The organism is Cytophagia bacterium CHB2 (assembly GCA_030263535.1).
In the GTDB taxonomy this organism is placed as follows: domain Bacteria; phylum Zhuqueibacterota; class Zhuqueibacteria; order Zhuqueibacterales; family Zhuqueibacteraceae; genus Coneutiohabitans.
The window spans coordinates 1-11,673 of sequence record SZPB01000208.1 but is presented as its reverse complement, the minus strand read 5'-3'; the positions used below and the strand labels follow the sequence as shown (position 1 = coordinate 11,673).

11 protein-coding genes are annotated in these 11,673 nt (G+C 50.9%); 3 read left to right on the top strand and 8 right to left on the bottom strand.

Translation table 11 applies throughout. The features are described 5' to 3' along the window. The 4 genes from FBQ85_18600 to FBQ85_18585 all read right to left on the bottom strand — a co-directional run. Nucleotides 1-468 (bottom strand): NupC/NupG family nucleoside CNT transporter (locus tag FBQ85_18600; GenBank protein MDL1877144.1); only part of this gene is annotated, 468 nt, incomplete at its 3' end. Nucleotides 469-944: 476 nt separating this feature from the next. Then, nucleotides 945-1,427, bottom strand: a complete 483-nt coding sequence (locus FBQ85_18595) for a GNAT family N-acetyltransferase (GenBank protein ID MDL1877143.1) — start codon at nt 1,425-1,427, stop codon at nt 945-947. Continuing rightward, nucleotides 1,366-2,433 carry an ATP-grasp domain-containing protein gene (locus FBQ85_18590; protein ID MDL1877142.1) on the bottom strand — a complete coding sequence of 356 codons (1,068 nt, stop codon included), beginning with the start codon at nt 2,431-2,433 and terminating at the stop codon, nt 1,366-1,368. Before FBQ85_18590 ends, FBQ85_18595 begins: the two co-directional genes overlap by 62 nt. Next, nucleotides 2,430-3,467 (bottom strand): ATP-grasp domain-containing protein, encoded by a 1,038-nt coding sequence (locus FBQ85_18585; protein ID MDL1877141.1) that lies wholly within the window; start codon nt 3,465-3,467, stop codon nt 2,430-2,432. Before FBQ85_18585 ends, FBQ85_18590 begins: the two co-directional genes overlap by 4 nt. A 950-nt stretch (nt 3,468-4,417) precedes the next feature. On the opposite strand from FBQ85_18585, the gene FBQ85_18580 reads away from it, so the two are divergent. Together FBQ85_18580 and FBQ85_18575 are read left to right on the top strand one after the other, a co-directional pair. Then, nucleotides 4,418-5,470 (top strand): hypothetical protein, encoded by a 1,053-nt coding sequence (locus FBQ85_18580; protein ID MDL1877140.1) that lies wholly within the window; start codon nt 4,418-4,420, stop codon nt 5,468-5,470. Between the two features lies 1 nt (nt 5,471). Beyond that, nucleotides 5,472-6,113 carry a DUF480 domain-containing protein gene (locus FBQ85_18575; protein MDL1877139.1) on the top strand — a complete coding sequence of 214 codons (642 nt, stop codon included), beginning with the start codon at nt 5,472-5,474 and terminating at the stop codon, nt 6,111-6,113. Between the two features lie 18 nt (nt 6,114-6,131). Here FBQ85_18575 and FBQ85_18570 read toward each other — a convergent pair whose 3' ends face one another. Beyond that, nucleotides 6,132-7,370, bottom strand: a complete 1,239-nt coding sequence (locus FBQ85_18570; GenBank protein MDL1877138.1) for a T9SS type A sorting domain-containing protein — start codon at nt 7,368-7,370, stop codon at nt 6,132-6,134. 184 nt (nt 7,371-7,554) lie between these two features. Next, nucleotides 7,555-8,553, bottom strand: a complete 999-nt coding sequence (locus tag FBQ85_18565) for a T9SS type A sorting domain-containing protein (GenBank protein MDL1877137.1) — start codon at nt 8,551-8,553, stop codon at nt 7,555-7,557. Between FBQ85_18565 and FBQ85_18560 the strand changes: the two genes are divergently transcribed. Next, on the top strand, nt 8,525-8,830 hold the full coding sequence (locus FBQ85_18560; GenBank protein MDL1877136.1) for a hypothetical protein: 306 nt from the start codon (nt 8,525-8,527) through the stop codon (nt 8,828-8,830). The two genes, FBQ85_18565 and FBQ85_18560, sit on opposite strands and share 29 nt — an antisense overlap. A gap of 731 nt (nt 8,831-9,561) precedes the next feature. Here FBQ85_18560 and FBQ85_18555 read toward each other — a convergent pair. Further along, the gene (locus tag FBQ85_18555) at nt 9,562-10,014 is read right to left on the bottom strand and encodes a T9SS type A sorting domain-containing protein (protein ID MDL1877135.1); all 453 of its coding nucleotides are present in this window, start codon (nt 10,012-10,014) and stop codon (nt 9,562-9,564) included. Nucleotides 10,015-10,056: 42 nt separating this feature from the next. Further along, nucleotides 10,057-11,523, bottom strand: coding sequence for an IS66 family transposase (locus FBQ85_18550; GenBank protein ID MDL1877134.1), 1,467 nt, complete (start codon nt 11,521-11,523; stop codon nt 10,057-10,059). Nucleotides 11,524-11,673: the final 150 nt, after the last annotated feature.

Below are 11,673 nucleotides of genomic sequence, written 5' to 3'. Positions count from 1 at the left end.
CAACGGTGCTTCCGTCTGCCCGACGAAGATATTGGCCGAGCAGGAAAGCGATTCCGCGCCGCTGGTGCCCATGGTTTTGGCCATGCCCCGCGCAATGACTTCAACAACTCTTTGCATGATGCCGAGGTGATACAGGATGGACATCACCGCGGAAAAAAATATAATGGTGGGAAGAATGCCGAAGGCGAATTGAAAACCGAACGTGTCTTGATATTCCGGTTTGATGAGGTTGCCGAAAAGAAATCCCGAGCCGGCCTTGGTAAAGTCGAGAAACGCCGCCACTTTGTCGCCGGTCCACTGAAAGACTGCCTTGCCGGCGTCGGTCCACAGAATGATGAACGCGAAAAAAAGCTGCAAACCCACGGCCCAAAACACTACGCGCCAGGGGAAATTTTTGCGGTCATACGATATGGCATAGGCGATGCCGATCATGGCCACCATGCCAAGAACGCTGGTGAGTCGTTCCATGCTCTCCTTCCTCCGTCGATCATGAACCCCTAGCGTCGCGTGAGGCCTTGGCCCTCACGCATGGTTTATGATAGTCTGCTTGTTTGCATGTACCTCGCAACAAAACGCCGCGCCCCGGGAAAAGATATTTGCGCAAGATAATGATCTTTCTGTGAAGCACAAGATTTTTTTGCGCGACCCGGGAAGCAATTTATGCCGTCACTGTGCAGGCGCGACGCCGGTACAGGGGATTCTACGCGACATGATTACAGTCAGTTGTTGGGGATACCTTTGGGGAACAGAAGCAAAATTCTGCTTTTGCCTTCCCAAGCAAAGAACAGACAGTCAACGAATACGCTGATACCTTAATTTTTAGAAGTGGCTCCATTGAAATGTCATTCACCGAATCTTGTGAAGCATTCAGCAATCTGCCTGCAACTTCACAATATCCCTCCCGGATGACATTCAACGACGGATAAATTTTCTAAGGTAATGTACTAGTCGCGCAGCAATTTGCGATAAATGACACGGTCATCCCCGACCGCGTAAAAGTCGGGGATGCGGGCAATTTCTTGATAATTTTGACGGAAATAGAATTGCCGCGTGGCGTTGTAATTGGGCTTGGAGGAGGTTTCAATCATTAACAGGCGGGCGTTTTGCGCTCGAATCCGGTTTTCGACAAAATCAAGCAAGGCTTTACCGACGCCGCTGCCCTGGCGTTTGGGATCAACAGCAATCCAATAAAGATCCCACGTGCCTTCGGTCATCGGCGTCGGGCCATAACAAACATAACCGGCCACGCGATCATGTTGATCGACGGCGCAATAGAGAATGTAATCTTTCTGTTCGGGCCGATCGAGGTAAATGTCGATCAACTCGAGCGCGACTTCAATCTCTACTTTGGTAAAGTTGCCCGTCTCAAGCAAAATTTGCTTGATAGGCAGGCGATCGTCGCGACGCAGGGCGCGAATGGTGATCATGACGTTCTCCACGTTTCAAGGCGCACGCAATGATGTCGCCCACCAGCTGCGTATAAGACCGTCCCGAAGCCTGCGCCGAACGTGAGAATCCAGCGTCCGGCGAAATATCTGGATTGGGATTCACCTCGACAATATACGGTTGATTGTCTTGCGACAGGCGCATATCCACACGGGCATAGTCGCGGCAACCCATCAAGCGAAACGCTGCAATGGCAATCTGTTGCACTTTCCGGGCGGTGTCTTCATCGAGCGGGGCCGGACATTCGGCGCCAACGCTTTGGTATTCTTCGCTATTGGCCATCCACTTCACATTATAGGAACAAATGCGCGGGCGGCCGTCCGGCCAGTAAGGAAACGTAATCTCCGAAATCGGCAGAGCTTCGGGAATCTGGTCGCCAATAATGGCAATGTTCAGCTCGCGGCCCTCGATGTACTCTTCCACCAACGCCGGCTGATGATAGTTTTGAATCACCCATGCTACACGGCGGCGCAAATCACCAAGATTGGACACCACGGATTCCGCGTCAATGCCCAGGCTGGCGTCTTCGTGAACGGGTTTGACGATAACCGGATATCTCAAGCGAAAGCGCCCGGGCACTTCGCTGCATAGCATTCCCTTGGGCGCTGGCAGGCCGGCCTGGTTGAGCAACATCTTCGTCGTCCACTTGTCGGTTGCCATCATCAGTGTAGGCGGCGGCGCGCCGGTGTATTCCGCACCGAGCAATTCGTACACACAAGCCAAATGCACATGAAAACGGCTCTCACCTTGCCAGCCTTCAACCAGATTAAAAACCACATCCGTGGGAATGCGCGACAGGCGCTCCATAAATGCCGGAATGGACTTTTGCAAGGGCGCCAACATGACATCATAACCAAGCTCGAGCAACGCGGCATACACGGCGTTGACTTGATCGAGCACGCCGGCTTCTGAAACATAATCGATCTCGCGGCCACGCTGTTCGCGGCGCGGCGCGTTGTACGCGATCAACACTTTTTGCCCGGTCATACACTCACTCCTTGCCGTTTACAGGCTTCATCGAGAATCGCGAGAATCAAATCGTCAAATGTCATTCCCGCAGAATAAGCCGCTTTGGGGAAACACGAATGTACGGTGGGGTCTTTGATCAAGCCGGGCAGCGGGTTCAGCTCCAGGATGTTTGGTTCACCGTTCGCATCCAGGCGGACGTCGATGCGGCAGAGATCGCGGCACCCGAGATAGTTGTACGCCTTTTTGCAGATCGTTTCGATCTTGTTGCGCAATTCCTCGTCGAGATCAGCCGGACATTTGTAAATTTCAAGCTCGTGATCCGGAGAATCCCACAGCCACTTTGCTTCCCAGCCATAGATGGGCTTCGCGCCCTGCGGCAATGCTTCGAAAGCGATTTCCACAATCGGCAACACGCGCAACGAAGCGCCATTGCCCAACAACGCCACAGTAAATTCACGGCCGGGCAGAAATTCTTCGACGATAGCTGGTTGCGAGTAGGTGTTCCAAACTTTCTCAACCGTGGGGCGAAGTGCTTTGCTGTCTTCGATCACCGAGTCCGTCCAGATGCCTTTGCTGGAACCTTCGAACAGCGGCTTCACAAACATGGGGTAATCAAAATGCCGCAATTGCCCGTTCAACGGCCACGATTTGAGCACTGCGAATTTCGCGGTTGGCAGGCGATGGTATCCCAGGATTTCCTTGGCGCGCCCCTTATCCAGGCACATGCCGAGCGTCAACGGATCCGAACCGGTGTACGGAATACCCAGCATTTCCAGCATGGCTGGAATTACCGATTCGCGTGAAACGCCGGTAAAGCCCTCCGCGATATTGAAAACAATATCCGGGCGATACTTGCGCAGTTTCTCAAATGCGTTGAGATCCGCTTCAATCGGAATGACGTCATGGTATTTGCCGATCGTCTCCCGCAAGTCGCGCACGACATTTTCATCATCCCATTCCGCAAAATTGTCAATGCCCTCAACGCCCGAGGCCGGCGAGGGAGGAAATTCCGGAGGATCCGTATCTTCAGCGGAAGCCGCGGTCCGCCTCATGTTGTAGGTAAATCCGACTCGCATAAAACTTTTCTCCTCATCAATAAGAGTAAATTGCTGCGTGATGATCACGTGCAATGAAATTTTCAGAATTGAAGCGCACGAAACTTCTACCTTGCTCTTGCAATCGTTCTACATGGGACTCTCCCACGTGAGCTGAATAATTTTTTATAACACGTGGCGCCGCCTTTCAGGTGCAGCGCCGCTTGCGCAAGCAGTTGCTGCTGGAGAAATCCAGCATTAGGCCTGGTCGTGTGAAAACGACCGATCCGATTTCACACGGCGGTCACCCATTGCAACAATCGATTTTTTTTAAAATGGCAGAGATAGAATTGAGAAGACAAAATAATTATAGAAGGAAGGTTGCAGGGACAATTCCCCTCTAAGAGATGTAGCTTTAAGTGTCTGGCAGGATACGCAGATTTCGGTACGATCACCGCATCTGCCGTAAGATCAAACAACATCTGATTAATGAATCTCCAAATTGCCCGAAATATTTTTTTATCGCGCGCAATAAACAAACTTTTTTATGAAAATGCAAGAAATAATTGGACGTTTCGCGCAAAAACATCATTTTTTTTGGAGATCAACTCATGTCTGCGCGTTTTGCCGCGCTGATGTCATGTTACTTGATGTTGTGCAGCCGTGTTGGCTTCGAGGTTGACTGTGCGCCGCCCTGTTCCGGGCAGCCGCGCGGGAAAAGCAGGAACATCACAAAGAAGATGAAGAGAATGATGATGACGGTTTTCGTGCGTGAACTCATAAGGCCCGACTCCTTTCTGGTTTCACCCGGTGACTTTGCCAGTTTATCGCTGCTGGCTTAAAGTTGTCGGCAAGCTAACCAAACTCCTGAAAAAAGTCAATTGGACATTGTGCTGTTTTTTCATTATGCTGCAAGCAATTGACCTTGATCATCTCACAAAAAGCGCTGAAATATGAATTCTTCCTGGCTGCTCTACGGCGCGAACGGCTACACCGGAAAAATCACGGCGCGTCTGGCTGTGGAGCAGGGTTTTCGTCCCATTCTGGCAGGGCGCAACGCGTTCGCGATACCAACGCTCGCCCATGAGCTTGGCCTGGAATTTCGCATTTTCGATCTCAAAGACTCCGCCGCGATAGCTTCACACCTGCACGGCGTCGCAGCCGTGTTGCACATGGCCGGCCCCTTTTCCGCGACTTCGCAACCCATGCTCGAGGCATGCCTGCGCGCGCGAGTACATTACCTCGACATTACCGGCGAACTCGAGGTATTCGAGGCGGCTTTTGAGCGCGATGCCGAAGCCAAACAAGCTGGAATTGTGATTATGCCCGGTGTTGGCTTCGACGTTGTGCCCACGGATTGCCTTGCGGCCATGCTCAAAGATCGGTTACCGGATGCCACTCAGATTGAGCTTGCCTTCGCCGGTACCGGCCGCTCGAGTAAAGGTACAACGAAGACGGCGATCGAAGCGCTGCCCAAGGGCGGCCGCGTGCGGCTTTCCGGCAAGATTACGCAAGCGCCTTTCGGCTGGAAAACGCGCACCATCGCTTTTCAACATGCCGTGCGCAACTGCGTAACGATTCCATGGGGCGACGTCAGCACGGCATATTACACCACTGGCATTCCGAACATTTGTGTTTATCTTGCGATGCCGGATACTGCCATCAAGCGCATGCGTTCGTTGAATAGACTTGCCCCGTTGCTGGGCCTGAAGTCCGTACAAAAACTTCTTAAAAGCATCGCGGTGAGACATGTGAAGGAATTGAGTACAACAGAACGCCAACAGGCCTTCACCGAAGTGTGGGGTGAAGTCCATAACGCCCAGGGAAAAGCCGTGACCGGCAGGTTGACGACCCCTGAGGGTTACACACTTACGGCCGAATCTTCACTCGCAGCAATGCAGCGCATTTTGCGCGGAGACATTCTGCCAGGCGTTTGGACGCCGGCAAAGGCTTTCGGCGCAAGTTTTGTCACAACGTTGCCGGGTGTAAAACTTCATTCTTTTGAGACAACCGGAGATTGACATGATACTGCTTTCGCCCGAAGAAGCGCGCGTGCTCGGCTGCTTGATTGAAAAAAGCCAGGCCACGCCGGAGTATTACCCCCTGACACTCAACGCCCTGGTCGCGGCATGCAACCAAAAAACCAGCCGCGATCCGGTGGTGGATTTTACTTCTGAAGAAGTGGAGGAGGCGCTGGCACGGCTGCGTGAGAAAAGTCTGTGCGCCTTTGTTTCGGGGGAGGGTCGCGTGCTAAAATATACGCATCGTTGTGGAGATAACGGCCTGGGACTATCGCCGGCAGAACAGGCGGCATTGAGTCTCATGCTGCTGCGCGGGCCGCAAACCATCGGCGAGATCAAAAACCGCTCGGGCCGGCAGCATGAGTTTGCCAGCCTGGAAGAAGTACAGGAAGTCATCGCAGTGCTGATGGGACGCGAGCCCTCACTGGCCGAACAAGGGCCGCGCCAGCCGGGCCAAAAGGAAGTGCGGTACCGGCATTTGTTTTTCGAATATGAAAACGAGAACGAAACAGCTTCGCCGGTTGCCGCCTCACCCTCTTTGCGCAATGAAGTTGAGGAATTGAAAATCATGCTGGCGGAAATGCAAACGCGGCTGAAAAGCGTGGAAGAGACTGTCGCAAAAATGAAGGCTGATCTTTATTGAATCATGCCGGACATGCAATCACCGAACGAGCAGCATTTTGCGCCATTGGACATGCTTTCCAGCCCGGAGCCGGCAGAAGTACACCCCTGAGGGCAACAACTGACCTTGACTGTCTCGACCGTTCCACATCACCTTGTGAAGCCCGGAAGTCAGGCGTTGAGTAAGCAATTCTCTTATCTGCCGGCCCAGCGTATCATAAATTCCAACGATCACCTCGCCCGGCTGGGTTATCCGGAAAGTTATGATCGTTTCAGGATTGAACGGATTGGGAAAATTCTGGTGCAGCTCGAAGCCGACTGGGAAAACTACCGGCTCATCTTTCACGCTCACGGGATTGCCGTTTTCGTCGATCAACAACCGGCTGACATAAATGTCGTGAAAATTGTTCCCATTCCAGTCAGGACCGCGATCGGATTCGAAATACAACCATTTGCCGTCCGCCGTGATGGAAGGATAGCCATCATAGCCCAAGTTGCCGGGATTGTACCAGGGAATGCTGTCCGGCGGATGAGAGTTCAGGTTGAGCGAAAGCGGATTGCCATAGAAGTTTCTGCTGGAGTCAAAATAAGCCACCAACAACTCTAATTCGTAATGTTTGCCCGTATCGAGAACAACACCAAAATAAACTTTCGATTTGTTCGCCGTCATCGTAAAACCGTTGACGAATCCGCCCTGGGTAAGGCGCTCATTATCAAATGATCTGGGCGTACCCCATTCCTTCAGCGAAGCATTCCATTTCGAGACCAGGACATTCACTATCAATGTGCCGAACAATCGCCCAAAATACAGCGTGGTGTCATCCGGGGTGAAGCAGAACCATTCGTCCTTTTCAGAGTTGATATTCGGACCCAAATTACTGGCGGATTGCCAATCATTCAGACTGTCCGACCATTCGCTTGCCCACAAATCCCAGCCGCCATAGCCGCCACCATAACGACGAAAGTACAGCTTCCTGCCGTTAGGTGAAATCGCCGGAGCGAACTCCAGCCCTTGGTTGATGTTGGAATTGATTTGTGTCGGTGGTTGCCAAACAGAGCCGATCTTTCTGGATCTCAAAATATCACTTCCTGCGGTATCCAAGCTGCCAACAAAAAATAGTTGGTCACTCATGGGGCTAATAGATGGCTGGCCGCCGATCCCAATAACATCAAGCTTAACCGGTTCACTCCACACTTCAGGGGCTAACGGCGGCGCTTGAGAATGGGCAAGGTTCATGCAGATTAGAAATGAGATCCATATAGCAAAAAGGTGTTTCATCTTGCGCCTCTTTTGGGTTATCCTTCCGCGGGAAGATAAATTCCATGCGTTGCAGCGGGGTTGATTGGTTGAGCCCGAGAGCCATCGACGCCGCAAGCTATTTCAGTTTGCGCAATTGAATAGCTCGACAAACCGGCGAGACAGAGCACGAATGCGAATAAGAATGTTCTCATCACAAACCTCCTCACTTGAGATAATGAATTTTGATGCTTTGTGAAAACCGGCCGCTATTTAATCTGATAATGTAAATTCCATTGCCAACTTCTTCTCCCGAATTGGTTTTTCCGTTCCATGGAATTGCTTGATGTCCAGTGCTCAACTTTACAGGTGTGAAAGTGGCAATCTCACGCCCTAGAATATCGAAAACTGCTACAGATATCGGATGGAGCCAAAAAGTTGGTACAGAAAAAAATATTTGCGTAGTATGCTTGAATGGGTTGGGGTAGTTCTGATATAAAACAGGCTGATTTGGCGTTGGTGATTGAGAGATTTCCTCAACTGAGGTTAATGTGGTATCACCAAACAAGGTGCCGTTAATATAAGCACCGACAAGAAAATTAAGATCCCCCTCTGCCCCTTCGAATATGAATCCAAGGTCTGGTGCCAGCGCCCTTTCGGTAAAGAGCCCGATATGATTATCATCGATCAGAAGGTCGAAGGAATAGTCGTAACAATTCTGAAAATTACCCGAGGGTATACGAATTAAGGTGCTGGTATCGTCTAGCGTTATCCTCCATTTGTAAACGAGATCAGGCTCTCCATCGTATAGATACGATCGATAGAGAGAATCTTTTTGAAACGTATAGTAAAGCTGTTCACGGTTTACCAGGGGACTGAACTTAAGCACGTCTCCGTTATCTGCCTTTCTATAGTAATGTGTTGTGAGATAGATCCGTCCAGGCTCGTAAAAAATATCGTACAGTCGATCTTCAAAGACATAATAGCTTTTGCCTTCTATTGATGTTGTATCCTTGACTTCAATAATTTTGTTGGCCCAATGTGTTCCATGAACCCCTCCAGTGCGATGCTCATAAAACCATTTGTCCCCAATGTGCGTGGGGAAATAATCTGTTTTTTGCCCTTGACTTTTCAGAGAATTTGTGCTGACGCACAAAATGGCAGCGGCGAGCATTAAGGATAACTGAGAGAACTTCATGTTACGTTTGATAAAGTTCTTTTTCATGGGTTTCACCTCGATTTTGTTACCACAAATGCCGAACTCGCTTGATGTTCTTGTGGATAGAATTCAGACGCGGGTGATCAAGAGCCAGCATTGTGTTGGAGAAGAGAGAGGAGGAGAGCGAAAGAGAGAAAAACCCATCATCGAAATGTCTTATCCCCTCTTCCCGGGCGGCAGGTGGATTGCCAAAATCGGTAATACCTACTCGGTCAGCCGTGGTTTGGCCGTGGCATCTAACGCGGTAAAGCCGTGGCTGAACATTACCGAACAAAATTCATGAAATTGGCGTTTCTCGCCATGCACGATTGCAATCAGCATGCCATGTTATATGGCATCTTTCCACGCGCTCTAAAAATTTGAATCCCAACGATTTGCGCAAATCAACAAAAAGGCGGTGCGAATGAGAGGATTCTTATAAATACGAATACTCGGTATTTTATTCTTATTTTTGAAAAAGCGGAGATTGCAGAAGATCCGGTCGGTTCGTGTGAACATCCGATGGTCAAGTTCTTACCCCGCTGCCAGCCGCAACAACAAGGCACACAGCAAGCCGCTGTAATTGCCAGACAGATAACCGAGCGCGCCTTACACCCAGCGTTTCGAAATTCCGTTCATAATCTTACCCCCACTAAATTTTTCGAGTTGAACGTACTTGTCTTAGAAAAGCATTGCAGGAAACAATGCCAATACAAACTACAAATTCAAGGCGAATTAACGAAAATTTACGCGATTTTGGTTTTCGTTATACCGAGTGCTTTCTCAGCTTTGGGAAAATGCCAGAGACCCTCTCATTGTTGCGAAAAGATCACGAGAATAAAAGGCTACCCCATTTTTTGAGATGGCCTTTCATATTTTCTTGATCATTCTTTATTCCCCGCTTCATTCAATTCGGCGCCTTGTCTTCAAGCTTGTTTGGCAAGAGTTTCTGCATCGTAGGGTTTGCGCAGCGCTTCGATCATCACCCTGCTGTGTACCGCGCGACGGTGCGGTTTGGTTATGTGAGCTACTCGGTTATCTCACCAAAGTCAACTTGACGGCTTTTAACTGGCCGCCGCCTTCAAAGCGCATGAAGTAAATGCCGCTCGCGGTTGCACGCCCCGAATCATCGCAGCCATCCCATAGAACCGTATGCTGGCCCGGTTTGTATTGTTGTTCATGCAAAAGCTCGCGAACCATTTGCCCGGCGATGTTGTAGATGCGCAGCGTCACCGGAGTTTCAGAGGGCAGGAAGAAACGAATCTGGGTGGCTGGCTTGAATGGATTCGGATTGGCTGTCAAAGTGAATTCTTTTGGCGCCGTGTTCTCGACAGTGGTTGCCAACGTTTGCGATTCAGCTTCTTCAACAAATTCATAGATGTGGCCAAGGCTGGCGATGAGCGATGATTTATTTGCCACGCCGAAAACTTGCGTACGCAGGCTTATTTCACTGCCGGCAAAGGCGGAAAGTGGCATTCTCGTATCCATTCGGTGAACCCATCTTGAGAATAGGCGAAAAAACACCTATTCTCAATACTTTTTTGGCGTCCAGCTTTGCGGGAGGAGGTCGGCGACTTTGTGGTGAGGGTAGTCTGGAATGCGGCTGAGAATGTCTTTGAGATATTCGTACGGTTCAACGTGATGCAGCTTGGCCGTAGCTACCAAGGTGTAAATCATCGCGGCGCGTTTAGCGCCTTCGTGCGATCCGGCAAAAAGATAGTTCTTTCGTCCCAACGCGACCGGTCGAATGGCGTTCTCGACCAAGTTGTTGTCGATCTCTAAACGGCCGTCGGTGACGTACTTCTCCAGCTTCGACCACTGGCCCAGCATGTAGCCGATCGCTTTGCCTATGGCGCTTTTGGGCAAGACGCAGGTGAGATTGGCATCGAGCCAAATTTTGATTTCTGCCAAAACCGGCAGTGCATGATGCTGGCGCAATTGATATCTCTCTTCGACGGGCAATGCCGCTTCGCGCGCCTGCCGTTCGATGACGTAGAGAGCTTGGATCTTTGACAGCATCCATTGTGCGCGGTCGCGATCGTTCTCTTGCGCGTGCTCGAAGTAACGCCGCGCATGCGCCATGCAACCCACGGCAGTCACTCCTGGGCGCTTGATGATATCGTTATAGCCGTCGTAACCATCGATCTGGAGATGGCCGCGAAAATTTTTCAAGAACTCATTGGGCCCGGCACGATCCCGTCCGCGACGATAATCAAAGAGCACCAATTGGGCACCGGGATCGTAATAAACCCAGAGATAACCCAAATGTGTTTTGCCGGGCTTGGTGCGATCCAAAACCGGAATCGGCGTTTCATCTGCCATCAGATAAGGAGACTGCTGGATCATCCGGCGCTGAGTGTCATATAAAGGCACAAACCATTGGCAACTGCCCGTAACCCAACCATCCATCGTGGCGCCGGGAATCTCGACGCCCTGACGGCGGAATTGCTGGCGTTGGCGATACAGTGGTAAATGATCAACGAACTTGCTCATGAGGATGTGCGCCAACAGGCCGGGACCGGCAATACCTTTTTCAATGGGACGGCTGGGCAAGGTTGCCACGACAATGCCTTCACCCTCGGGACGGGCATACTTGGGACGGATGTAACGTTTGACATAGAGTTGCGGTTGGACAAACTCCAGCTCTTCGGTGATTTCTTCGCCGATCTTCTTGAGCGTGCTCACGTCTTCCGCAGGGGCGATGACAATCTCTTCGCGGCGCAAATGTGCCGGCAACAAATTACGGCTGGGGAGTTTAATCGGAGAAGATTTTTTCTCGCGGCGTGTGTAGGTGATCGTCGTGGTTGGAGGAACTGCTGGCGCAGCAGGCAATTCCTCGTGCAGGGCGATTGCCAGTTGCTGCTCGTTGACCAGTGGCACAAAACGCTCACGTTTTTGCCCGAAGATCAAACGCTTGAGCTGCGCAAGTTCTTCCCGCAAGCGTAGGTTCTCAAATAGAAGTTCGTCATAAGTGAGTGTGCGCGCGGTATCTGACATGTTCTAATATAAGCACAGCTCACGCGAAAACCTGAATCTAATTTTATGCCATTTGTTTTTTTGATGAAGACGCCCGGTGATAACGCGGCCGGCGCTTGATCGAGGCGAGATCAATGCCTTCGAGAATGAGCAGCAGCTCGTCGTAACGCA

Bases quoted from the DNA above. Each gene is read 5' to 3' on its own strand.
- FBQ85_18595 (MDL1877143.1), bottom strand. From the start codon at position 1,427: ATGATCACCATTCGCGCCCTGCGTCGCGACGATCGCCTGCCTATCAAG.
- FBQ85_18590 (MDL1877142.1), bottom strand. From the start codon at position 2,433: ATGACCGGGCAAAAAGTGTTGATCGCGTACAACGCGCCGCGCCGCGAA.
- FBQ85_18585 (MDL1877141.1), bottom strand. From the start codon at position 3,467: ATGAGGCGGACCGCGGCTTCCGCTGAAGATACGGATCCTCCGGAATTT.
- FBQ85_18575 (MDL1877139.1), top strand. From the start codon at position 5,472: ATGATACTGCTTTCGCCCGAAGAAGCGCGCGTGCTCGGCTGCTTGATT.
- FBQ85_18570 (MDL1877138.1), bottom strand. From the start codon at position 7,370: ATGAAACACCTTTTTGCTATATGGATCTCATTTCTAATCTGCATGAAC.
- FBQ85_18560 (MDL1877136.1), top strand. From the start codon at position 8,525: ATGTTACGTTTGATAAAGTTCTTTTTCATGGGTTTCACCTCGATTTTG.
- FBQ85_18565 (MDL1877137.1), bottom strand. From the start codon at position 8,553: ATGAAAAAGAACTTTATCAAACGTAACATGAAGTTCTCTCAGTTATCC.
- FBQ85_18555 (MDL1877135.1), bottom strand. From the start codon at position 10,014: ATGGATACGAGAATGCCACTTTCCGCCTTTGCCGGCAGTGAAATAAGC.
- FBQ85_18550 (MDL1877134.1), bottom strand. From the start codon at position 11,523: ATGTCAGATACCGCGCGCACACTCACTTATGACGAACTTCTATTTGAG.